Annotated in this window: 18 protein-coding genes; 8 read left to right on the forward strand and 10 right to left on the reverse strand. The window is 73.4% G+C overall.

The features are described 5' to 3' along the window. Positions 1-261: 261 nt before the first annotated feature. The 5 genes from AFE02nite_RS16320 to dnaA all read right to left on the reverse strand — a co-directional run bounded on the left by AFE02nite_RS16320 (position 262) and on the right by dnaA (position 6,329). Positions 262-909: a DUF721 domain-containing protein gene (locus AFE02nite_RS16320; protein WP_261765678.1), complete on the reverse strand. Its 648-nt coding sequence runs from the start codon at positions 907-909 to the stop codon at positions 262-264. Then, a complete protein-coding gene (gene recF, locus AFE02nite_RS16325) occupies positions 902-2,152 on the reverse strand; it encodes a DNA replication/repair protein RecF (RefSeq protein ID WP_034245496.1) in 1,251 nt (416 codons plus the stop codon). Before recF ends, AFE02nite_RS16320 begins: the two co-directional genes overlap by 8 nt. A 56-nt stretch (positions 2,153-2,208) precedes the next feature. After that, entirely contained in the window at positions 2,209-3,120 is a 912-nt protein-coding gene (gene gnd, locus AFE02nite_RS16330) for a phosphogluconate dehydrogenase (NAD(+)-dependent, decarboxylating) (RefSeq protein WP_034245493.1), read from the reverse strand. Positions 3,121-3,130: 10 nt separating this feature from the next. Next, the gene (gene dnaN, locus AFE02nite_RS16335) at positions 3,131-4,261 is read right to left on the reverse strand and encodes a DNA polymerase III subunit beta (RefSeq protein WP_034245490.1); all 1,131 of its coding nucleotides are present in this window, start codon (positions 4,259-4,261) and stop codon (positions 3,131-3,133) included. A gap of 604 nt (positions 4,262-4,865) precedes the next feature. Then, positions 4,866-6,329, reverse strand: a complete 1,464-nt coding sequence (gene dnaA, locus AFE02nite_RS16340) for a chromosomal replication initiator protein DnaA (RefSeq protein WP_407643108.1) — start codon at positions 6,327-6,329, stop codon at positions 4,866-4,868. A gap of 533 nt (positions 6,330-6,862) precedes the next feature. Between dnaA and rpmH the strand changes: the two genes are divergently transcribed. From rpmH to AFE02nite_RS16385, 8 genes are all read left to right on the forward strand, one after another. Next, positions 6,863-7,000 carry a 50S ribosomal protein L34 gene (gene rpmH, locus AFE02nite_RS16345; RefSeq protein ID WP_034245485.1) on the forward strand — a complete coding sequence of 46 codons (138 nt, stop codon included), beginning with the start codon at positions 6,863-6,865 and terminating at the stop codon, positions 6,998-7,000. 10 nt (positions 7,001-7,010) lie between these two features. After that, entirely contained in the window at positions 7,011-7,400 is a 390-nt protein-coding gene (gene rnpA / locus AFE02nite_RS16350; RefSeq protein WP_034245483.1) for a ribonuclease P protein component, read from the forward strand. 56 nt (positions 7,401-7,456) lie between these two features. Next, a complete protein-coding gene (gene yidD / locus AFE02nite_RS16355; RefSeq protein ID WP_034245481.1) occupies positions 7,457-7,735 on the forward strand; it encodes a membrane protein insertion efficiency factor YidD in 279 nt (92 codons plus the stop codon). A gap of 17 nt (positions 7,736-7,752) precedes the next feature. Beyond that, entirely contained in the window at positions 7,753-9,120 is a 1,368-nt protein-coding gene (yidC, locus tag AFE02nite_RS16360) for a membrane protein insertase YidC (RefSeq protein WP_186814593.1), read from the forward strand. Positions 9,121-9,143: 23 nt separating this feature from the next. Further along, a complete protein-coding gene (locus AFE02nite_RS16370; protein ID WP_034245479.1) occupies positions 9,144-9,665 on the forward strand; it encodes a Jag family protein in 522 nt (173 codons plus the stop codon). 1,187 nt (positions 9,666-10,852) lie between these two features. Further along, positions 10,853-11,545: a 16S rRNA (guanine(527)-N(7))-methyltransferase RsmG gene (rsmG, locus tag AFE02nite_RS16375; RefSeq protein ID WP_052113616.1), complete on the forward strand. Its 693-nt coding sequence runs from the start codon at positions 10,853-10,855 to the stop codon at positions 11,543-11,545. Between the two features lie 116 nt (positions 11,546-11,661). Continuing rightward, on the forward strand, positions 11,662-12,675 hold the full coding sequence (locus AFE02nite_RS16380; protein ID WP_307726062.1) for a ParA family protein: 1,014 nt from the start codon (positions 11,662-11,664) through the stop codon (positions 12,673-12,675). Beyond that, positions 12,675-13,772: a ParB/RepB/Spo0J family partition protein gene (locus tag AFE02nite_RS16385; RefSeq protein ID WP_034245477.1), complete on the forward strand. Its 1,098-nt coding sequence runs from the start codon at positions 12,675-12,677 to the stop codon at positions 13,770-13,772. Before AFE02nite_RS16380 ends, AFE02nite_RS16385 begins: the two co-directional genes overlap by 1 nt. A gap of 212 nt (positions 13,773-13,984) precedes the next feature. On the opposite strand, the gene AFE02nite_RS16390 is transcribed toward AFE02nite_RS16385, so the two are convergent. From AFE02nite_RS16390 to AFE02nite_RS16410, 5 genes are all read right to left on the reverse strand, one after another. Next, positions 13,985-15,214 carry an aminotransferase-like domain-containing protein gene (locus AFE02nite_RS16390; RefSeq protein ID WP_456047860.1) on the reverse strand — a complete coding sequence of 410 codons (1,230 nt, stop codon included), beginning with the start codon at positions 15,212-15,214 and terminating at the stop codon, positions 13,985-13,987. Between the two features lie 336 nt (positions 15,215-15,550). Beyond that, positions 15,551-15,880 (reverse strand): thioredoxin, encoded by a 330-nt coding sequence (gene trxA / locus AFE02nite_RS16395; protein WP_034245474.1) that lies wholly within the window; start codon positions 15,878-15,880, stop codon positions 15,551-15,553. Continuing rightward, positions 15,877-16,878 carry a thioredoxin-disulfide reductase gene (gene trxB / locus AFE02nite_RS16400; protein WP_034245471.1) on the reverse strand — a complete coding sequence of 334 codons (1,002 nt, stop codon included), beginning with the start codon at positions 16,876-16,878 and terminating at the stop codon, positions 15,877-15,879. Before trxB ends, trxA begins: the two co-directional genes overlap by 4 nt. Positions 16,879-17,035: 157 nt before the next feature. Continuing rightward, positions 17,036-20,806, reverse strand: a complete 3,771-nt coding sequence (locus AFE02nite_RS17880) for a murein biosynthesis integral membrane protein MurJ (protein WP_261765679.1) — start codon at positions 20,804-20,806, stop codon at positions 17,036-17,038. Then, a complete protein-coding gene (locus tag AFE02nite_RS16410; RefSeq protein ID WP_146820049.1) occupies positions 20,803-22,944 on the reverse strand; it encodes a DUF6049 family protein in 2,142 nt (713 codons plus the stop codon). Before AFE02nite_RS16410 ends, AFE02nite_RS17880 begins: the two co-directional genes overlap by 4 nt.

Consider the following 22,944-nt stretch of genomic DNA (forward strand, 5'->3'; position numbering starts at 1 on the left):
GCGAGGCAGCACCAGCGGGCACGCCGATCGGCCGAGCCCGCGGCGCGGCGCGCGCGAACACCAGGAATGACGGGCTCAAGTCTACCGTGTGATGCCCCTCTGGGCCGCTTCCGCACAGCCTGGACGCGCGATCGGATCCGGGGGGTGACCAGGGGGTGGCCGGGCCGGGGTTCTCGCGTCAGAGGGCGCAATGAGGGCGCGGCACGCGCGGGACGCGCTCCGGGGTCCGTCGCGGGCGCCGGAGACCGGGTTCGCGTCGGGTCAGCCGTAGGTGTCGCGCGGGCCTCGGCCAGGCACCGAGCGCTTGCCCTTCGCCCAGCGCGGGCCGCTCGGTCCCAGCACGCGCACCTCGCGCACGACGTCGGGCCCCACCTCGTCCGCGAGCCGCCCCAGCAGCTGCGGAGCGAGCAGGCTCAGGTTCGTCGCCCACGTCGTCGAGTCCGCCCGCACCACGAGCAGGCCGTCGTCGAACGTCTCCGGGGTGCAGTGCTCCGCGACGTCGTCGCCGACCACCTCCCGCCACCGCCCGACGACGCCCCCCACCGAGAGCGGCTCGCTCCAGCCGCGCTCGGACGCGAGACGGGAGAGCGTGTCGCCCACGAGCACCGGGTCCCGGCCGCTCCCGGTGCGCACGTCGCCCACCGGGCCCGACGCGCGGCGCGGGACGGGCTTGCCGGGCTGGGCGCCGCGCGCGCGCGCCGCCGCCTTCGCCCTGTTGAGCGCGGCGCGGGCCACCTCCGACGCCGGGGTCAGGCCGAGCGCCTCCGCGGGCGGGACCGTGAAGGCCGAGGGCTCGGGGGTGCCGTCGGACGCGGGGTCGGGCGTGCGGCCGTCGGGGGCGGTGCCGTCGGGGGCGCGGCGCTCGGGGGCGCGGCCGTCGGGGGCGCGGCGCTCCCGCCGCTCAGGCACGACGCACCGTCCCGCCCAGCACGGCGTAGCGCTGGCCGGACAGCCCGGCCGGCACGTCGTGCGGCACGGCGGCCGTGATCAGCACCTGCTCGGCGTCGGCGACCAGGTGCACCAGACGGTCGCGCCGGTCGTCGTCGAGCTCGGCGAACACGTCGTCCAGCACGAGGATCGGCGCCGACCCCTCCACCCAGCCGCCGATGGCGTCGTCGTCGCCGTGCGTGAGGAGGTGGTAGCAGGCCAGGCGCAGCGCGAGCGCGAGGGACCACGACTCGCCGTGGCTCGCGTAGCCCTTGGCGGGCAGGTCGTTGATCCCGAGGAGCAGGTCGTCGCGGTGCGGGCCCACGAGGTTGACCCCGCGATCGAGCTCCTGCCGGCGCACGCGGGCGAGCGCCGCCAGGATCTGCGCCTCGAGCTCCGCCGCGCTGGCGCCGGCGTGCGGGAGGACGTCCCCGGCCGCGGCCGCACCGGGTTCCGCCGGCCCCGGCCAGGCGTCGTCGTCGGCCCGGTCGGTGCGCTCCACCGACGACCGGTAGCCGAGGGTGGCCCGGCCACCGTCGCTGACCTGCTCGTACGCGGTGGCGACGTGCGGGCGGAGCTGCTCGGCGAGCCGCAGCCGCGCCGCGAGGATCTCCGCGCCGAGCTGGGCGAGCTTGGCGTCCCAGACGTCGAGGGTGCCGAGGTCCCCGGCGCCACCCGGCTCGGCCCCGGCGGGGACCCGGGCGTGCCGGCGCAGGCCGCCGGCGGACTTCAGGAGCGCGCCGCGCTGCCGCAGCACGCGCTCGTAGTCCGCGAGCACGCCGGCCATCCGCGGCGACACCTGCACGAGGAGCGCGTCGAGGAACCGCCGACGGCCGTCGGGGTCTCCCTTGACCAGCGCCAGGTCCTCGGGTGCGAAGACCACGGTGCGCACGATGCCGAGCACGTCGCGCGTGCGGCGGACGGGCGACCTGTTGATCTGCGCGCGGTTCGCGCGGCCGGGGCTGATCTCGAGCTCGATGAGGGTCTCGCGGTCCGCGCGTCGGGCACGCAGGCGCACGACGGCGCGCGGCGCGCCCGCGCGGACCAGCGTGGAGTCCGCCGCGACGCGGTGGCTCGAGAGGGTCGAGACGTACCCGATGGCTTCGACGAGGTTGGTCTTGCCCTGCCCGTTCGGACCGACGAACGCGCTGACCCCGGGTTCGAGCGGCAGGTCCAGCTCGGCGTACGAGCGGAAGTCCGTCAGGGCGAGGTGGCTGACGTGCACTCCTCAGCCCGCCTGTCGCGGGGCCGGCGCCGACGACCCCGGGGCCGGGGGACGGCTCACGGTTCCGCCGGCCGGACGGCGTGCCCGCCGAACTGCTGCCGCAGCGCGGCCACCGCCTTGAGCGCGGGAGACGCCGACTGCCGCGAGGAGAACCGGGCGAAGAGGGCCGCCGAGATCACCGGGAGCGGGACGGCGCGGTCGATCGCCTCGTCGACGGTCCAGCGGCCCTCGCCCGAGTCCTCCACCCAGTCGTCGATCGAGCCGAGCTCGGGGTCGGCCTCGAGCGCCGCGACCAGCAGGTCCAGGAGCCAGGACCGCACGACGGTGCCGCGCGACCACGCCTTCATCGTCCCGGCCACGTCCGTGACCTGGTCCGACGCGGTGAGCAGCTCGTACCCCTCGGCGTACGCCTGCATGAGGCCGTACTCGATGCCGTTGTGCACCATCTTCGCGAAGTGCCCGGCGCCGACCTGGCCGGCGTGCACGAAGCCCTCGTCGCGCGGACCTTCCGGCCGCAGCGCGTCGAAGACAGGCATGAGGGTCGCGACGTCGTCGGGGTCGCCGCCGGCCATCAGGCCGTAGCCGTTCTCCGCGCCCCAGACGCCGCCCGACACCCCGACGTCGACGTACCGAACGCCCCGCTCGGCGAGGTGCGCCGCGTGCTCGAGGTCGTCCGTGTAGTGCGAGTTGCCGCCCTCGACGACGACGTCGCCGGGCGCGAGCAGCTCGCCGAGCTCGCTCACCACCCCGCGCGTCGGAGCCCCGGCGGGCACCATCACCCAGACGACGCGCGGCGCCGGTGCGCCGTCGGTGGTCGTGGTCGGCAGCGCCGCCACGAGCGCCGCGAGGTCCGGCACGTCCGACACGTCGGGGTTCCGGTCGTACCCGGTCACCTCGATCCCGTGCGCGCGCAGCCGGGAGCGCATGTTCGCGCCCATCTTGCCGAGACCGACGAGACCGATGTGCATACGCACCATCTCAGCTCGCGAAGCGGATGGGCACCAACAGGTAGCGGTAGCTCTTGTCGTCGTCGCCGCCGAGCTCGGCCTGGCCGGTGAACTCCACCGCCTTGTTCGGGTGGGTGAACGACAGCCTGACCAGCGGCGTCGCGATCGCGCCGAGGCCGTCCAGGAGGTACTGCGGGTTGAACGCGACGGTGATGTCCTCACCGACGAGCGTCGCCTCGAGCGCCTCGGACGCCTGGGCGTCGTCGCCCTGGCCCGCGTCGAGGACGACCTGGCCCTCCGAGAACGCGAGCCGGATCGGGGTGTTGCGCTCGGCGACGAGCGCGACGCGGCGCGCGGCCTCCGTGAGTGCGGCCTTGTCGACGACGGCGTGGATCGGCGTCTCGTCCGGGAAGAGCCGGCGGACGGCGGGGTAGTCGCCGTCGACCAGGAGCGACGTGGTGTGGCGGCCGCCGGCCTCGAAGCCGATGAGGTCGACGCCCGCGCCCGTCGAGAGCGCGATCGTCACCTGGTCGGACCCGCCGAGGGACTTGGCCGCGTCGTTCAGGGTGCGGGCGCGCACGAGGGCGACCTGCGAGATGTCGGTGCGGGCCGGCGTCCAGCGGAGCTCGCGCAGCGCGAGGCGGTAGCGGTCGGTGGCGAGGAGCGCCATCGTGTCGCCCTCGATCTCCATGCGCACACCGGTGAGCAGGGGCAGCGTGTCGTCGCGGCTCGCGGCGACGGTCACCTGGGCGACGGCCTCGGCGAGCTGGTCGCCGGCCACCGTGCCGATGACGTCGGGCATCGCCGGGAGGGCCGGGTAGTCCTCGACCGGCATCGTGAGCAGGGTGAACCGGCTGGCGCCGCAGGTCACGGAGACCTTGGTGCCGTCGAGCACCATGTCGACCGGCTTGGCCGGGAGCGCGCGGGAGATCTCCGCCAGCAGGCGCCCGGAGACCAGGACCGTGCCCTGCTCGGACACCTCGGCCGCGATCTCGGAGCGTGCGGAGACCTCGTAGTCGAAGCTCGAGAGCTGCACCACACCGGAGTCGTCGACGTCGATGCGCACCCCGGCGAGGACCGGCACCGGGGGACGGGTCGGCAGCGAACGGGCCGTCCAGGTCACGGCCTCCGCCAGGACGTCACGGTCCACCCGGAACCTCATGCGTCATCCCTTCTGGCCGGCGAACCTGGTGCCCGCGCGGCAGTGCAGCGTGCGCCCCTGGGGGGGCCGGGGCATGGCGCGATCGGCCGCAGGGGCGCGGAGTACGTGGTGAACAGTACGCGAGAGCGCTGACGAAGGGACACCACCCGATCCGGGGAACGACGCGCGGCCCGAACCACGGCATGACGTGGGACGTCGTGTCGTGAGAACGACAGGAGCGTGCGCCCGCGAGGGGCGGGGCGCTGTCGTTTCCCGTCAGGAGGGCCCGAGGCGAGGAGCTCGCCCGTCCGGCATGGCGCCATCGGGCCGGGACAGGCAATGAAGGTGTGTGGAATCCCTCTGACAGAAACAGTTCGTCATCGTCATCGGTGGTGTGGACAGTGTGGAGGACGCCCGTCTGTGCAGGTCAGCGTGCTGGCGACGGTGTGGATCCGGGTGTCGACGAGCCTGTCGACGACGGCCGTGCGCGGTGGACGGCGATCTGTCGTTCACCGGGCGTCCACCAGAACGCGGCGCTGCGTCCACATTGCTCATGCGTGTCGTCCACGGGCATCCACAAAGATGTCCACAGGTGTGAACAGAGCCGTGTTCTCGCCGTGACTATTCAGCCGCGGTGCTGCTGCTTGATGCGGTTCGTGAGCTCGGTCACCTGGTTGTAGATGGAGCGGCGCTCGGCCATCAGCTCACGGATCTTCCGGTTTGCGTGCATCACGGTGGTGTGGTCGCGGCCGCCGAACTGCTGCCCGATCTTCGGCAGGCTCATGTCGGTGAGCTCGCGGCACAGGTACATCGCGATCTGGCGCGCGGTGACGAGAACGCGCGAGCGGGACGAGCCGCAGAGGTCGTCGATGGTGAGGCCGAAGTAGTTGGCCGTCTGCGTGATGATCGTGGCGGCGGTGATCTCGGCCGTGTCGTCGTCGGTGATGAGGTCCTTGAGGACGATCTCCGCGAGGGCCAGGTCGACCTGCTGCCGGTTGAGGTTCGCGAACGCGGTCACGCGGATGAGCGCGCCCTCGAGCTCGCGGATGTTCGTCGAGATCTTCGAGCCGATGTAGCTCAGCACGTCGTCAGGCGCCTGGAGCCGCTCGCTCGCGGCCTTCTTGCGCAGGATCGCGATGCGCGTCTCGAGGTCCGGCGGCTGGATGTCGGTGATCAGGCCCCACTCGAACCGCGACCGCATGCGGTCCTCGAACCCGGCGAGCTGCTTGGGCGGGACGTCGGACGTGATGACGACCTGCTTGTTCGCGTTGTGCAGGGTGTTGAACGTGTGGAAGAACTCCTCCATCGTCTGTTCCTTGCCCTGCAGGAACTGGATGTCGTCGACGAGGAGCACGTCGACCTCGCGGTAGCGCCGCTGGAACGCGCCGGCCTTGCCCTCGCCGATGGAGTTGATGAAGTCGTTGGTGAACTCCTCCGAGTTCACGTAGCGAACGCGCACACCCGGGTAGAGCGAGAACGCGTAGTGCCCGATGGCGTGCAGCAGGTGGGTCTTGCCCAGCCCGGAGTCCCCGTAGATGAAGAGCGGGTTGTAGGCCTTGGCCGGCGCCTCGGCCACAGCGACCGCCGCCGCGTGCGCGAACCGGTTGGACGAGCCGATGACGAACGTCTCGAAGAGGTACTTCGGGTTCAGGCGCGGCTGCTCGGCCGGCGCACGGTGGTGGTTGCCCGACCCGTGCTGGCGGTACTCGTCCGACCGGCGCGGTTCGGGGGCGGGCCCCGCCGGCCGGTCGAAGTCCTCCTGCTCGCCGGGCCGGGGCCCGTCGGGACGCGCGGAGTCGGTGTGCCCGAGGTCGGCCGCGTGGTCGTCGGCCAGCGGACGCACCGGCGCGCGGTCCTGAGGACGGCCGGCGGTGCGGTCCTGCGCGTCGGCGGCGGGACCCTCCTCCACCATGACGGCGATCCGGGCGTCCTGCCCGAGGACGTCGCTGAGGGCGCCGATGAGCTCGCCGCGGACGCGCGTCTCGAGGTAGTCCTTCGTGAACGTGTTGTCCACGGACAGCAGCACGGTGCCGTCGAGGAGGCCGACGGGCCTGGCCAGGCGGATGAACGCGAGCTGCTGCGACGTCATCGCGGGGTCGGTGGCCAGCTGCCCGACCGCCCTGTCCCAGATCTGGGCGACCGAGTCGTCCTGTGCTGCCACCTGTTGCTCCTGTGCTGCCTCGGATACGCCGTCAAGCCTGCGAAGTCTCGCACGGCCGCGCGTCGTCCACACAGTTCTCCACAGACTGTGTGCGGAGCATGACCATGACGAGGGGCGGGCGCGCGGGCCCCTCCGGTGTGCTCAGGAGACGGCGATCCGAGGACCTTGGCAGGTGCCCGCGCGATCGCCGATCCACATGGTGCCCGGAGTGTCGGGACCGCGAATCCGCCGTACGGGTGCATTCTGGTCCGTTCGGTGGCCGCCCGGCCAGGACCCGACTCGTTTGACCCTTGCCCGTGCTGCCGCGTACCGTGGCACAGCCGTTCCCGTCGGTTCCTGCTGGCGTGCCCACCCCCCGGATTCCCGTGAGGTCGTGGCGCGCCGCCCAGCGCGTCCGTGGTCGGGAGAGGCGCAGCTGTCCGCCGTCGAGGCGGTGACCGGACGACCTTACGGAGCTTGACGTGTCGAAGCGCACCTTCCAGCCGAACAACCGGCGCCGGGCGAAGACCCACGGCTTCCGCCTGCGCATGCGCACGCGCGCCGGCCGTGCCATCATCGCGGCGCGTCGGCGCAAGGGCCGCGAGAACCTCTCCGCCTGACCCGCGCGGCGTGCTCCCTGCCGAGCTGCGCATGCGGCGGTCCGCCGACTTCGAGGCGACCGTACGGCGTGGCGCGCGGGCGGGGCGAGGCACGCTTGTCGTGCACTGCCGAGCCGTGTCCGACGCCGATGCCGCGACACGGGTCGGGCTCGTCGTGTCACGTGCCGTCGGCGGCGCGGTTGTCCGGAACCAGGTCCGGCGCAGGTTGCGAGGTGTCGTGGTCGAGCAGCGAGCGACGCTCCCCGCGGGGGCGGACGTCGTCGTGCGCGCCCTTCCCCCGTCGAGCGGCGCCGCCTACGGGACGCTGACCGACGACTTCCGCTCCGCGCTGCGCGCGGCCGTACGTCGGGCCGGTATGGAGTCCGTCCAGCCGGGCGGGGACCGGGGTGACGCGCGATGAGCGTCGACGCTCCCCCGTTGTCACCCGCCGACCGGCCCGTTGCTGCGCTTTCGGTCGTGCGGCGCCTTCCGGCGCTGATCCTGATCGGACTGGTGCGCGGCTACCAGACCTTCATCTCGCCGCTGACGCCGCCGTCGTGCCGGTACTACCCGAGCTGCTCGAGCTACGCCGTCGTGGCGCTGCAGCGACACGGGCTGGTGCGCGGCGGCTGGCTCGCGGTCCGGCGCCTGGGGCGCTGCCACCCCTGGACACCGGGTGGGATCGACGACGTGCCGCCGGCGCGTGACCACACGCTTGCCCACCCCGAGGGGCTGCACGCCCACGGGGCCCACTGACCGAGGAGCACTCCTTCATGTCCTGGTACGACACCCTCCTGCAACCGATCATGATCGTGGTTGCGTGGATCATGGTCGGAGTCCACGACCTCCTGGCGAACCTCGGGCTCGGGGCCGACTCCGGCGTGACGTGGACGCTGTCGATCGTCGCGCTCGTGATCATCATGCGTGCGCTGCTGATCCCGCTGTTCGTGCGGCAGATCCGGTCCGCGCGCGCGATGCAGATGCTCTCCCCCGAGCTCCAGGCGCTGCAGAAGAAGTACAAGGGTCGTAACGACCCCGCGTCCCGCGAGGCGATGACGCGCGAGACGATGGCGCTGTACCAGAAGCACGGGACGAACCCGTTCTCGTCGTGCCTGCCGATCCTGGCGCAGTCCCCGATCTTCTTCGCGCTGTTCCGGCTGCTCAACAACCTGCCGAACATCGCCAGCGGCAAGTACCCCACCGTCGGCCCCATGGACCGCGCGACCGCGAGCTCGGTCGAGAACGCCGAGGTCTTCAACGCCCCGATCTCGTCCTACTTCTTCTCGCCGACGGCGACGACGTCCGTGAAGATCGTGACGGTCGTGCTCATCGTGGCGATGTCGCTCACGACGTTCACGACGCAGAAGCAGCTCACGCAGAAGAACATGCCGGCGACGGCCCTCCAGGGCCCGATGGCGCAGCAGCAGAAGATGCTGCTCTACGTCCTTCCGATCATCTTCGCCGTCTCCGGTGTGAACTTCCCGATCGGTGTCCTCATCTACTGGACCACGACGAACCTGTGGTCGATGGGCCAGCAGTTCTACGTGATCCGACGCAACCCGACCCCGGGCTCGGAGGCAGAGCGCCTGCTCAAGGAGCGGCGTGCGCGCAAGGCCGCGAAGCACGGCATCGTGCTCGAGGAAGAGGCGGCCGAGCCGGAGAAGCCCCGCGGTCAGCGTCAGCAGCCGGTTCGCAAGGACCGCGCACGGCCCACGACGGCGGCTGGTGGGACCGGTGCTGCGCGTCCCGCCGGCGCGCGGCCCGACGGTGCGAAGCCTGCCGGTGCGAAGCCTGGTGCGAAGCCTGCTGGCGCGAAGCCGTCGACGGGTGGCTCGACCAGCGCTTCAGCCGCTGGCGGGAAGACGCCTGCGGCAAGGGCGGGCGGCGGGAAGCCTGCTGGCGAGAAGCCTGCAGGCCGGAAGCCTGCTGGCGAGAAGCCTGCAGGCGCCGGCGGCTCGGCATCCGGCACCGGAAGGGCAACCGGTGCGAAGCCTGCTGGCGGTAAGGCCGCCGGCGGGAAGGCCACGGCCCCCAAGGCCCCGGGGTCGAAGGGTCCCCGCCCGACGCGTCCGACGTCGGAGACGCCGGCCGACACCCCTGATGCACCCGGCGCCGCTGCGCCGGACCTGGACGAGAAGTGACCGACGGGACTTCGAGGAGAGACATGACCGACTCGGCAACGGCACCAGCCGCGACCCCTGACGACAGCCTGACTCGGCGTCTCGAGGAAGAGGGCGAGATCGCCGCGGACTACCTCGAGGAGCTGCTCGACATCGTGGACGCGGACGGTGACATCGACATCGACGTCGACCACCAGCGTGCTTCGCTCGCGATCGTCGCAGAGGGGTCGGCGGGGCGTAGCCTCCAGCGGCTCGTCGGGCGCGATGGTGAGGTGCTCGAGGCGCTCCAGGAGCTGACCCGTCTGGCGGTCCAGACGCGCACGGGCGAGCGCAGCCGGCTGATGCTGGACATCGCCGGCTACCGCGCCGGTCGTCGTGCAGAGCTCGTCGACGTCGCGAAGGAGGCGATCGCGAGGGTGCGCGCCACGGGCAGCAAGGTCGCTCTCGACGCGATGAACCCGTTCGAGCGCAAGGTGGTGCACGACGCCGTCGCGGCAGCCGGACTGGTGAGCGACAGCGAGGGCGAAGAGCCTGACCGTCACGTGGTGATCCACCCCGCCGACTGAGGCACTGACGTCAGCCCCGAGGCCCCGGTTTCACGTGAAACCGGGGCCTCGTTCGTATCCAGGTCCACAGGGGCTGACAAGCGGACGTCTTCGCGAAGGCTGTGACTCATGGAGGCACTCCTGCAAGCGCACGAAGGTCAGTGACGGATCTCCGGTTTCACGTGAAACAGCGAGGCCGACGAGGCCGGGTTCGCCGAGCTTCCACTCCGCCCGTCTGTGACCGGGCTTCACCGATGCATCGCCGGCCTTGGGTCGTGCGTACACCTGCGATGGGCCAGGCACGTGTCGAGTACCGGTCCCCTGCCCGTGCTCTCAGCCGAGGAGCTCTCCCTGGCGGGGCTGGCTTGTGGTGCCACGAAAGCTCGTCAGGCCGCGGTCGGCGTCCGGTCGATCTGGCGTGGTCCGGGCCGGAGCCGCGACGCGAGGGGCTGAGCCACATCGTGGCTGGTCGTGGCGGAGCCTCCGCGACAGTTGGACGTACCCAGGGCACCTCCGTGTTTCACGTGAAACGCGGAGGCCTCCACGGACGCTGCCGTGGTCGTGTCGCTACGTCCGTCTTCCCGGCGCGGCCTGCCTTGTGCCCCGCGTGGTGTCGACATGCCGCCTGAGCGTTCACCCGGTCGAGCCCTGAGCGAAGGCCTGTGTGGTGGCCGTTGCGCCGCACTGCCGCTGGCTGGTTGGCGTGCCTCGAGACCTAGGCCGCGCGTCGGCATGCGACAGGCACGCGAAGATCCCGTGCCGGGTCGACCGAGCCGGGTGGACGGTCCCGCGTGGCCCGAGCCGGGCGGACGGTCCTGCGTGGACCGAGCCAGGTGAACCAAGCGGGCGGGCCGAGCCGGGTTGACCGCGCCGGATGGCCCGAGCTGTCTGAGTCGAGCTGGATGGTTCGAGCGGGATGCACCAGGCCGGGTTCCCCAAGCCAGGTCGGCGCAGGTGATTCCTCGCCTCCCCTCTTCAGGTTGGACCAGTGCTGAGCCCACAGCAGGGGTCGAGGTGGCGGCGGTCACTCTGCGACGACGAGACACCTCAGTGCGGCAGCGTGCGGCGCATCGGGCGGCCGTGACAGCACAGGCTCGTGCTGCTGGTACGGCTCTTCTGCTGGGCAGGATCCGGACTAGGCCGAGCCGTGGGGTCGGATGCGAGGACAGCTCGATCGTGGGTCTCGTTTCACGTGAAACACTCGGGGGATGGAGAGCGTGCCGGCCGGCGAGGTGGATCACGAGGTCGGCCGCCAGGCCAAGGAGTTCCTCGGTGAGGGGTACGACAAGATCGCCGCGTTCGGCGATGCTCTCGCCGCGGAGGGCGTGCTGCGTGGCCTCATCGGACCCCGGGAGCTCCCACGCCTCTGGGAGCGGCACCTCCTCAACTCCGCGTCGCTCCTCCCCTTCCTCCCGGCCGCCGGGACGGTCGTCGACGTCGGCAGCGGCGCCGGCCTGCCGGGCCTCGTGATCGCCTGCGCCCGGCCGGACCTCGAGGTCGTCCTGGTGGAGCCGATGGAGCGTCGTGCGACCTGGCTCCGCGAGATGGCCCAGCTGCTCGAGCTCGACGCGGTCACCGTCGTCCAGCGTCGGGCGGAGGAGGTCCACGGTGAGCTGGAGGCGGACGTCGTCACGGCGCGAGCCGTCGCGCCTCTCGACCGCCTCATGACGTGGTGCTTCCCTCTCGTTCGCGTCGGTGGATCGCTCCTGGCGATGAAGGGCTCGCGCGCACAGGACGAGGTCGACGCCGCCGCGTCCCTCATCGAACGGCTCGGCGGTGCACCGGCGGAGCTGCTCCGGGCGGAGACGATCGCCGGGGTCGAGCCGACGGGTCTTGTGCGTGTGGTCCGGGTACGGCCCGCCCCGCCTGCCCGCAAGCCGAAGCGACCACGGCGCCGCTGAGGCCGCGCGGCCCCCCGGGCGTCGAACGCGCCTCGGGGGGACGGGAAGGTGTGCAGGCGGACCGTCGGGCGCTTCCCGGATGGCAGGATGTGACCGACCCGAGAGCAGGAGGAGCGGTGGAGTACCACGAGGTCCACGAGGACGCCTCGGACGACGCCCGGCGGGCGGCGATCATCGACGGGCTGCCCCAGGTGGACGACAGCACGCCGCTCGCCGCCCAGCTGGCCGCGGACGCACGACGGCGCATCGAGCTGTCCGGTCGCCGATTCCCCCGCCCGGAGTCGACGCGGGTGCTGACGATCGCGAACCAGAAGGGTGGCGTCGGGAAGACGACGACCGCGGTCAACCTCGCGGCGGCGCTCGCGCAGGCCGGTCTCAACGTCCTCGTCATCGACAACGACCCGCAGGGCAACGCGTCGACCGCGCTCGGCGTCGACCACCGCGCCGGCACGCCCTCGGTGTACGAGGTGCTCGTGGAGGACGAGGAGCTCGCCGCGGTGGTGCAGCGATCCTCCCGGATCCCCCGCCTCCTGTGCGCCCCGGCGACCATCGACCTCTCCGGCGCCGAGATCGAGCTCGTCTCACTCGTCGCCCGAGAGAACCGACTGCGCAACGCGCTCACCGCCTACCTCGAGCATCGGGCAGCTGTCGGCGAGGACCGCCTCGACTACGTCTTCATCGACTGCCCGCCGAGCCTCGGTCTGCTGACGGTCAACGCCTTCGTCGCGGCGCGCGAGGTCCTGATCCCCATCCAGTGCGAGTACTACGCGCTCGAGGGCTTGAGCCAGCTCCTCAAGAACGTGCAGCTCATCAAGAACCACCTCAACCCGCTGCTGCACGTCTCGACCATCCTGCTGACCATGTACGACGCCCGGACGAACCTGGCGCAGCAGGTCGCCGCGGAGGTGCGCGAGCACTTCCCGGAGCAGACCCTGCGCACGACCGTGCCCCGCTCGGTCCGCATCTCCGAGGCGCCCAGCTACGGCCAGACGGTGATGACCTACGACCCGGGATCGACGGGGGCGCTGTCGTACCTGGCCGCGGCCCGCGAGCTCGCCGAGCGTGCGCGACCCGTCGCCGCCGTGCCGGCTGCCGCCGCCGCCGACGACGTCCAGACGAAGGAGTACTGATGGCCGAGAAGCGCCGCGGTCTGGGCCGAGGGCTGGGTGCATTGATCCCGACGGGGAACGAGCGCGACGCCAGGCCCGTCGACGTGTTCTTCCCCGGTCCGCCCGACGGTGCCGATGGCGCGCGGTCGGCGGCCGACGGCGCTGGTCGCGACGGCCGTTCGGTCGACGGCCGCGAGCCGCTCGACGGCGCGGCGGCCGGTTCCTTCGCCCGACCCGACACCACGCCCGGGACGGTCGCGGACGACGGCCCCGAGCTGGTCCCCGTCCCGGGTGCCCGGTTCGCCGAGGTCCCCCTCGGGCAGATCCGGCCCAACCCCCGGCAGCCCCGGACGGTCTTCGACGAGGAGGCACTCGTCGAGCTCGTCGCGTCGGTGCGGGAGATCGGCGTGCTCCAGCCGGTCGTCGTGCGGCCGCTCGAGCCGGCCGAGGGCGATGCGCGCTACGAGCTGATCATGGGCGAGCGTCGGTGGCGCGCGAGCCAGCAGGCCGGCCTGGAGACCATCCCGGCCATCGTCCGGGAGACCACCGACGACGACCTGCTGCGCGACGCGCTCCTCGAGAACCTCCACCGGAGCGACCTGAACCCGCTCGAGGAGGCGGCCGCCTACCAGCAGCTCCTTGACGACTTCTCCTGCACCCACGACGAGCTCGCCCAGCGAATCCACCGCTCACGTCCGCAGATCACGAACACCATCCGCCTGCTGCGCCTCCCCCCGCTCGTCCAGCGACGGGTCGCAGCCGGTGTCCTCTCGGCGGGCCACGCGCGAGCCCTCCTCGGCCTGCCCGACGCCGCGGCCATGGAGCGGCTGGCGCAGCGGATCGTCGCGGAGGGTCTCTCCGTGCGCGCGACCGAGGAGATCGTCGCGCTCGGCGGGGAGCCGGAGGCGCCCAAGCCGGCTCCGCGGGCGCCCCGTCCGGGCGACCGCATCGCCGCGCTCGACGACCTGGCGTCGCGGCTCTCCGACCGCTTCGACACCCGGGTCAAGGTGGCGCTCGGGAAGACCAAGGGCCGCCTCACGGTCGAGTTCGCCTCGGTCCAGGACCTGAACCGCATCCTCGACGTCATCGCCCCGGACGACCCGGGCCTGCTCCGCTGAGCTCCGCCGCGACCCCCCACGCCGCTCTAGAGCATTCGCTCTAGAGCGGCGTGGACGAGGCAGCTGAGCGTCAGAACACGCCCCGCGGCGCGGGGGGGAGCCGGATCAGTCGGTCTCGCAGCGCGCACGAGACCGCCACCAATCGGTCCCCCTCGCAGAACGGCGGGACGCCCGACGACCGGACCGGCCGCAGCCTCCCCGGGCGATGCGGGTCAGACGGTCTCGGGCCCGGCGGTCTGCACCTGGCCGGCGTCGGGGTGGGCGTCCGTGCCGAAGATCTGCACCAGCTCCGCCTCGGCCGCGACGACGCCCGACAGTCGGCGCACGCCCTCGCGGATGCGCTCCGGCGTCGGGTAGCAGAACGACAGGCGCATGTGGTCCGAGCCCTGGCCGTCGGCGTAGAACGCGGTCCCCGACACGTACGCGACGAGGGCGGTGACGGCGCGCGGCAGCATCGCCCGGGCGTCGATGCCGTACGGGAGCTTCACCCACGTGTAGAAGCCGCCCTTGGGGACGGTCCACGTGGCCTCCGGCATGTACTCGGCCAGCGCGCCCACCATGGCGTCGCGACGCTCGCGGTACATCTCGCGGTACGCCTTGATCTGCCCGCGCCAGTCGTGGTTCGTCAGGTAGGTCGAGACCGCGAGCTGGGACGCGTTGGACGGGCACAGGATCGCGGACTCGCTCGCCAGGACGAGCTTCTCGCGGATGCCGGGGGGCGCGACCGCCCACCCGACCCGGTAGCCCGGCGCGAAGGTCTTCGAGAAGGACCCGAGGTAGACCACCCCGGTCTCGTCCATCGCGCGCATGGCCGGGTACGGCTCACCCTCGAAGCCGAGCAGTCCGTACGGGTTGTCCTCGATCACCAGGACGTTGTGCCGCCGCGCGATCTCGAGGATGCGCGGGCGCCGCTCGGGCGACAGGGTCACGCCCGCCGGGTTGTGGAAGTTCGGCACCGTGTAGAGCAGCTTCGCGCGCCGGCCCTCGGCCTTCAGGCGGGTGAGCGTCTCGTCGAGCGCCTCGGGGATGAGGCCGTCCTCGTCGAGGGGCACGTGCACGACGTCGGCCTCGTAGGAGCTGAAGACGCCGAGGGCGCCGACGTAGCTGGGGGCCTCCGCGACGATGACGTCGCCCGGGTTCACGAAGAGCCGCGTCACAAGGTCGAGTGCTTGTTGCGAGCCGGTGGTGACCACGACGTCGTCGGGATGGGCGTGGATGTGCTCCATCCGCATGATCTCGAGGATCTGCTCACGCAGGGTCTCGTCGCCCTGGCCGGCGCCGTACTGGAGGGCCGTCGTCCCCCGCTTCAGCACCAGCTCGTGGGCCGACTCGGCGAGCGCCTCCAGGGGCAGCCCGTCGAGGTAGGGCATGCCCCCGGCGAGCGAGACGACCTCGGGCCGGTTCGCGACGGCGAAGAGGGCTCGGATCTCGGACGCGCGCATGCCGTGGGTTCGTTCGGCGTAGGTGCCGAACCACGGGTCGAGGCGGGTCCCGCTGACGGGCTGGGCGATGGGGGCGGCGCCACCGGTGGCAGGCGTCACCTGCCCGATCGGCTCGCCGGTCTGGGGAGTCATGAAGCGAGTCTGCCACGCACGCCGGGCGACGTTGCACAGCATTCGTCCCACCGGGGCGTCGCGAGTGTCCGCATCGCGGGACGGCGGGCGGGTCCGGGCCGCTCCGCAGACGCCGACGGCCCGCGGGAGCACCTCCCACGGGCCGTCGGTCGTCAACTGCTGCCGCGCGACCCTACGCCTGCGCGCGGGACGGGCGCGGGTGCGTCAGGCGTTGGCGAGCACGTCCTCGATCTCGTTGACCAGGGCCGGCTTCGGCCGCGCGCCGACGATCTGCTTCACGAGCTCGCCGTTCTGGTACACGTTCAGGGTCGGGATCGAGATGATCCCGTAGGCCTGCGCGATGCGCGGGTTGGCGTCGGTGTCGATCTTCGCGATCTTCACCCGGCCCGCGTAGACGTCGGACAGCTCCTCGAGGATCGGGGCGACCTGGCGGCACGGTCCGCACCACTCGGCCCAGAAGTCGACGAGGACGGGGACGTCCGACTTCAGGACCTCCGCCTCGAACGTGTCGTCGGTGACGTGGACAGTGCTCACAGGGTCTCCTCGATCTTCTCGGGCAGGGTGGCGGGCGTCGGCGGCTCGACGGAGTCGACGAGCGCCGCCAGGTAGTGCTGGGCGTCGAGCGCCGCGGAGCAGCCGGAGCCGGCCGCCGTGATCGCCTGACGGTAGGTGTGGTCCACGAGGTCGCCGCACGCGAAGACGCCGGGGACGCTCGTCGCGGTCCCGCGCCGGCCCTCGCCGCCGGTGACGACGTAGCCCTCCGCGTCCACGGCCACCTGGTCGGTGACGAGCTCGCTGCGCGGCACGTGTCCGATGGCGACGAACACGCCCGTCGCCGGGATCTCGCGCTCGGCGCCCGTCACGGTGTCCCGCAGCGTCACGGCCGACACCTTGGCGTCGCCGGAGATCGCGGCCACCTCGCTGTTCCACGCGAACTGGATCTTGGGGTCGGCCAGCGCCCGGTCGGCCATGACCTTCGACGCGCGGAGCGCGTCGCGGCGGTGCACCACGGTCACGGTCTCGGCGAAGCGGGTGAGGAACGTCGCCTCCTCCATCGCGGAGTCGCCGCCGCCCACCACGACCACGTGCTGGCCGCGGAAGAAGAAGCCGTCGCAGGTCGCGCACCACGAGACGCCGTGGCCCGACAGCCGCTTCTCCTCGGGCAGGCCGAGCTCGCGGTACGCGGAGCCCATCGCCAGGATGACGGCGCGCGTGCGGAACGTCTCGCCGCCACCGGTGACCACGGTCTTGACCGGGCCGTCCAGCTCCAGCCGCGTGACGTCGTCGTACAGGATCTCGGCGCCGAAGCGCTCCGCCTGCTTGCGCATGGTCTCCATGAGGTCCGGGCCCATGACGCCGTCCACGAAGCCGGGGAAGTTCTCGACGTCGGTGGTGTTCATGAGCGCGCCACCGGCGGTCACGGACCCGGCGACGACGACGGGCGCCAGGCCCGCCCGCGCGGCGTAGATGGCCGCGGTGTAGCCGGCCGGTCCGGACCCGACGATGACGAGGTCGCGGGGGTTCTCGGTCACGTTCGTCCTCACTGCTGGAGTTCTCGGGCGGTCAGCGGTTCCTGGTCCCGCCACAACATGCTGTGCCGATGGCGTCAACAGATCCTAGATGTGCCATGTTCCCACGCCCCTCCGACGCACGGGCGACCGCTGGGTGAACCCGTGGCAACGGCGGCGCTCAGGAGACCTGGAGCTCCAGGAGCTCGAGGCGGATCCGCGCGTCGGGCGTCGTCGGCAGCTCCGTGAACCACAGCACGATGGTCTGGGTCTCGGTGGGCGGGTCGAGGGTCAGGACCGTGTCCGGTGACAGGGCGCCGTGCGCGAGCACCTCGCCCGTGGTCGGCGTCGCCGGATCCGTCGCGCGGACCTCGACCATCCCGCCCGTGCCGTTGACCTGCAGGCGCACGGTCGACACCGTCGCGGGCTGGGCGAGGGTCACGGCGTAGCCGATGCCCTCCTTCATCCCGTACGTGGACGAGGCGTAGGTGCGCGTGAACCAGAACGTCGACGGGTCGCCGTCGATGGCCAGCGGCACGGCCTCGGGGTGCTCGTTGTTGTCGCCGCCCGGCGGCGGGTCGAGCATCTGGGCGCTCGCGATGACGGGCGCGGCCCCCGGGGCGGCCCCCTCCTCGGCGGGTGGCGTCGTCGGGGTGGCGCTCGGCTCCTCCGACGCCGACTCGTCGGGACCCGGCGTCTGCTCGGTCAGGCCGAGGCCCTCCTCACCGCCCAGCGGCGGTGCGGGCGCCATGAGCGCGTTCCAGGCCCAGACCAGCCCGAGGACCACGAGCAGGCCGACCAGACCCAGCACGATCGGCGTCGCGTTGAAGCGTCGACGCGCCAGCGGGACGGGCTCGTCGAGGAGCGCGTCGAAGCCCGCGTCGTAGCCGCGCGGGGTCCCGGCACCCACCGGGCGCGGGCCCGACGGCGGGACGACGGGCGGCACCGCCGGCGGCAGGGCACCCGACCCGACGGGTCCACGGACCGACGCCGGCACCCCCGTCACGAGGCCGCCGGCCGCGGGCGGGACGGCACCGGGGACGGCGCCCGTCGGCGGGAGCTGCCCCGCCGGGGCGGCCGGGCGCACGGACTGACGGACGGACTGCCGCTGGACGCGCGCCGCCGCCGGCGCGGATCCGAGCGCAGCCCCCGGGCCGCCGGGCCCCGCAGCTCCGCCGGGGCGCCCGGCGTCACGGGCGTCACCGGCGCCGCCAGGAGCGGCCGCGCCGGGCTCGCCCCCAGGGCCACCCTCGTCCCACGGGCCGGACGGCACGATGGCCGCGCGTGCGGCGGCGTCGAGCGAGTCGTAGATGGCGGCCGCGTCGATCGCGGGCCACGGCTCGAGCTCGCGGACGAGCTCTCCGGGGCTGTGCGGGCCGTCGTCGTGCGGCCCGAGGGTCACGGCGCACAGGGTGTCGAGGTCGGGCGGGACGGCGGGGCTGAGCTCCGCGGGCGGCACGGGCGCCCCCGCGACGGATGGCGCGACCGGCGTCGTGCCCGCCTCGGTGGTGCCCGGCGTGCCGGCGGCGTCGGAGGCGGCCGGCCACCGGCCGGTCAGCGCGAGGTAGAGCAGGGCGACGAGCCCGACCGTGTCCGCGCGGGACGTCGACTTGGCGTCGCCGTGCGCGTTGCCGAACAGCTCGCCGTCGACGGCGAGGCCGGTGACCAGCACGGCGCCGTCGGGCGTCACGTGGACCGCCTCCGGGCGCAGGGCGAGGTGGTGCACCCCGCGGCGCCGGGCGACCTCGAGGGCCGCGGCGGCCTCGCCGACGATGGCGCGGGCCTGGTCGGCGGGCAGCGGGCCGTTGGCGGTCAGCCGGCCCAGGTCCTGGCCGACGACGGGCTCGGTCACGACGTACGCGACGCCCTCGTGGTCGCCGACGTCGAGCACGCGCAGCAGTCGCGGGTCGGAGACCAGGGCGGCCCGGCGGGCGGCGTCCTGCGCGGGGCCGGCACCACCGCCCGTGAGGATGAGCGCGCGGACCGGGCGGTCCAGGATCTGGTCGCGCGCGGTCCAGGTCTGGGCGTCGGGGAGGTCGGCGGCGACGGGCTGGTGCAGCCGGTAGCGCCCGGCCAGCAGCGTGCCACGCCCGATGACGGCGTCCAGACGATCACCTCCGCGCTCGGGGCGCCCGAAGCGCCCGTACCCCACCCCGGGTGGCACCACGGCCGGGGCGACGGCCGACGGCGCCGCCGCAGGTCCGGGCGTGCCCGTGCCGGGCGAGCCCATGCTACGGGGCGACGGTTCGGCCGGGGGCGCCAGCAGCGCACCGAGCGGCCCGAGGCGGGACGTGATCGGCGCCAGGCGCCGCGTGAGAGGTGCCAGCCGACCGAGCAGCGGCCGCAGGAAGTCGTCGAGCTCGGTGACCCCGAGCCACCGCAGCGCCAGCCCGTACGCGACCACCATCACCACGCCGACCAGCGCGCACGCGAAGACGGCGACGAACCAGGACGACCCCGCGAGGTTCCCGAAGACCCGGCTGATCAGCCAGCCGAGGCCGGTGGCGATCGCGGCGGCGAGCCCGGCCCGCACGTGCAGGCGGATGATCCGGCTCAGCCCGCCGCCCAGGCGCCGCCAGACCTGGGCGCCGCCCCAGACGGCGCCGAGGACGTACGACAGCGACATGCCCGCCGCGGCCCAGGCCACCCAGTGCCGCGGCTCGGCCACGAGCCACCCCAGCACCGACACCGCGACGACGACGCCCGCCATCGCGACCTGGATCCGGAACAGGCCCTTGGCGTCCTCGTAGGCGTAGAACACGCGCTGGACGAGCGACCACGCGCCCACGGCCGCGAGGCCGCACATGAACGCGACGATGATCGGGGCCATCGAGGCCGCGTCGGACTGCGCCGTGCTCGGGTACAGCGCGCGCAGCAGCGGCACCGCGATGACGGCGATGGCCGGCGCGGTGAACAGCGTGAAGACGCCGATCGTCCGCAGGCCGTGCGAGAAGTCGGCGCGGACGGCGCGCACGTCGCGGGCGGCGGCGTGGTCCGACAGCCGCGTGAACAGCGCCGTGATGAGCGAGACCGTCACCAGGGAGTGCGGGAGCATGAAGATCGTAAACGCGTTGGTGTAGGCGATGTTGCCGGGGACGCCGAGCTGGGTGCGGTCCACGTTCGGGGCCAGCGCGGCGATCTTCATGACGACGAACGCGCCCACCTGCCCGACGGCGAGCGCGGCGAACGTCCACCCGGCCACCCGGCCGGCCGAGCCGAGCCCCGCGCCCCGCCAGCCCCGCCGCGGCCGGTAGTGGAAGCCCAGTCGGCGCAGCGGCCAGATCAGCACCACGGCCTGGGCGATGACGCCGAGCGTCGCCACTCCGGCCAGCAGCGACACCCGCCCGCCGGTCCACACCGACAGGTCCTCGACCGCCCCGTGCGCGGGCTTCTCCCACGTGCCGAACGCGGCGATGAACACGACGAGGCCCGCGATGGCGATGACGTTGTTCACGACGGGCGCCCACATGTACGGCCCGAAGCTGCCGCGCGCGTTCAGCACCTGCCCGAGCAGCGTGTACACGCCGTAGAAGAACACCTGCGGCACGCACCACAGCGCGAACGACGTCGCGAGGGCTGCCTGCTCGCCGTCGAGGAAGATCCGCACGATGAGCGGCGACGCGGCCCAGAGCACCACCGTCGCGCCGCCGAGGATGACGAACGACACCGTGAGCAGCCGGTCGACGTACTCCTGACCGTTCGCCGACCGGTACGCGCGGACCACCTGCGGCACCAGGACGGCGTTGATCACGCCGCCCGCGATGAGCATGTAGAAGATGTTCGGCAGCGTGTTCGCGACGGTGAACGCGTCACCGGCCCGGGCGCTCGTGAGACCCACCGCGGCGACGAGCAGGGTGCCGCGGACGAAGCCGAGCACGCGCGACACGGCCGTGCCGGCGGCCATCACCGCCGTGCTGCGCCCGAGCGACCGGGCGCTGACCTCCTCGCTCACGGGCGGGCCTCCTCCTCGTCCTCCTCCGGCGACAGGGCGTCGGGCCCGGCGTCGGGCTCGGGGGCCGCTCGCCGGGCCGTGCGGCCGCGCCGGATGGTGCGCACGAGACCGACGACGAGGCCGAGCGCCAGCAGCGAGCCGACGACGGCCGTCCCGATGCCCTCCCACTCGGCGCGCACGCGCACGAGGAAGGAGGTGTCGTCGTCGACCACCGTCCCACCGGGGGTCAGCACCTGGACCGTGACCTGGACGTCCGCGCTCTGCACCGCGTGCACCGGCACCCGCACGAGGACCTGGGTCTGCGCCGGGATGGTCACCGCCACCGGGTCGTCGGCGCGCAGGCGGGAGTCGTCGGGCCGCAACCGGACGGCGACGGTGATCGGCTCCGCCAGGTCGTTGGTCACGTTGACGGGCAGCTCGGCCGACGTCGACAGGACGTTGATGCCCTCGTCGGTGGTGGGGGCGACGGTGACGGCGTCCGACAGCGCGTCCGTCGAGGTGCGGGCGCGGTCCACCAGGGCCGCGCGGCCCGCCGGGTCCGCCCGCCAGGCGACCGACAGCGGCGCCAACAGCTCGAGCTCGACGTCGCCGAGCGCGGACTGCGGGTCCGCGAGCATGCCCACGAGCTGCCCGCGGCGGTCGAGCGTCGTGGTCAGCGTGTCGATCTCCGTGCCGGTCGTCTCGGTGTCCACGACGGAGCGCGTCGGCAGCGTGCCCCGGTCGATCTCCGGGTCGGCGAGGCCGACGAGGGCCGACACCGGCTCCCCCCGCACCCAGGGCGTCGTCGCCAGCGCGGCGAGCTGGGCCGCGGCGACGTCGACGTCCGGGGTCCAGTCGCGGGGGAGCGTGAGGAGCACGTGCCGGCTGTCGTTCGGCCGCTCGCGCGTGATGACGGCGAGCTCGGCGAGCAGGTCCTGCACCGCGCTCGCGGGCGTCACGGCCCCGGTCGGGGCGAGCAGGGCGTCGTCGACGGCGACCCGGCCCGTGGTCAGGGCGGCCGACAGCCGCGCGTCGGGCACCAGGACCGTGACGTCCCGGCCGCCCGCGCTGACCGTCGCGCGGCCGCTGGGGGTGTAGGTGAGCACGGCGGGCGAGGGCAGCGTGCCCGGGCCGACGAGCAGCGCGAGGTCGTCGGCGGCGCCGGCGATCGCCGCGGTGGCGAGGTCCGGCTCGTCGTCGGCGGGCAGCGCGAGGGTGACGCGGGCGGCGTCGGGCAGGTCGTGCTGCCGGGCGGCCGCCTCGCTGCGCTGCACCGCCGTGGCGACCAGGGTGCTGCGCCCGGTGTGGGCGATCGCGGCGAGGTCGGTGTCCAGGTACGGCAGCAGCTGCACCTCGCGGTCCGTCATGCCCGCGACCAGCTCGTCGGCCCAGGCGCGGGTCGCGACCCCGCCCAGCGCCGCGGCGTCGAGCAGCCACGGGTCGAGCAGCCAGGTGACGCCCGGGGCGTCCGCCGTCGCCTCGAGGACGTCGGCGAGGCGCCCGCCGGGCGACGTCGCCGCCTCGAGGGCGGGCACCCAGGCGTCGGTGGTGGCGTCGGCGGCGGGCCCCACGACCGGTGCGAGCACGCTGACGCGCGTCGCGTTGACCTCCTGCGGGGGGAACCAGAGCGCGAACGTCCGCACGACGCCGAGGCGCACCCGGGCCGGGTCCGCGCGGTCGACGACGCTCGCCGCCAGGCCACGGGCCCCCCAGGAGGTCGCGCGGGTGGACAGCCGCACCTGGTTCGCCGGGAGCACCAGGTCGACGGTGGTCTGCTGACCGGGCGCCAGTGCCGCCGGCAGGTCGGCCACCACCAGGTCGGTCCCGACCGGGTCCGTCGGCGCCGCGGTGCGCCACCGGTCCAGGGAGAAGCGGCCGATGAACGCCGTCCGGTCCATCGAGAGGACGACGCGCGGCTGCTCCACGGCCGTCGGCCCGTCGTTGCGCACCCGCACGGTCACGGTCAGGTCCTGGCCGGGCTGGAGCACCTGGGGCGTGACCGCGGCGACGCGCACGTCGAGGGGCAGACCGTCGTCCGGCTCGTCGGCGGCCGTCGCGGCGGGGGGTGCGGCGAGGCCCGCCAGCGCGGCCGCGGCCGTCAGCCAGAGGACGGTGAGCGCCCGGCCGACAGCGCCGGCCCGGCCGGTCGTGCGGCTCAT

This window comes from Actinotalea fermentans, from assembly GCF_007991475.1.
Lineage (GTDB): Bacteria > Actinomycetota > Actinomycetes > Actinomycetales > Cellulomonadaceae > Actinotalea > Actinotalea fermentans.

Bases quoted from the DNA above. Each gene is read 5' to 3' on its own strand.
- gnd (WP_034245493.1), bottom strand. From the start codon at position 3,120: ATGCACATCGGTCTCGTCGGTCTCGGCAAGATGGGCGCGAACATGCGC.
- dnaN (WP_034245490.1), bottom strand. From the start codon at position 4,261: ATGAGGTTCCGGGTGGACCGTGACGTCCTGGCGGAGGCCGTGACCTGG.
- dnaA (WP_407643108.1), bottom strand. From the start codon at position 6,329: ATGACGTCGCAGCAGCTCGCGTTCATCCGCCTGGCCAGGCCCGTCGGC.
- yidC (WP_186814593.1), top strand. From the start codon at position 7,753: ATGTCCTGGTACGACACCCTCCTGCAACCGATCATGATCGTGGTTGCG.
- AFE02nite_RS16370 (WP_034245479.1), top strand. From the start codon at position 9,144: ATGACCGACTCGGCAACGGCACCAGCCGCGACCCCTGACGACAGCCTG.
- rsmG (WP_052113616.1), top strand. From the start codon at position 10,853: ATGGAGAGCGTGCCGGCCGGCGAGGTGGATCACGAGGTCGGCCGCCAG.
- AFE02nite_RS16385 (WP_034245477.1), top strand. From the start codon at position 12,675: ATGGCCGAGAAGCGCCGCGGTCTGGGCCGAGGGCTGGGTGCATTGATC.
- AFE02nite_RS16390 (WP_456047860.1), bottom strand. From the start codon at position 15,214: ATGCGCGCGTCCGAGATCCGAGCCCTCTTCGCCGTCGCGAACCGGCCC.
- AFE02nite_RS16410 (WP_146820049.1), bottom strand. From the start codon at position 22,944: ATGAGCCGCACGACCGGCCGGGCCGGCGCTGTCGGCCGGGCGCTCACC.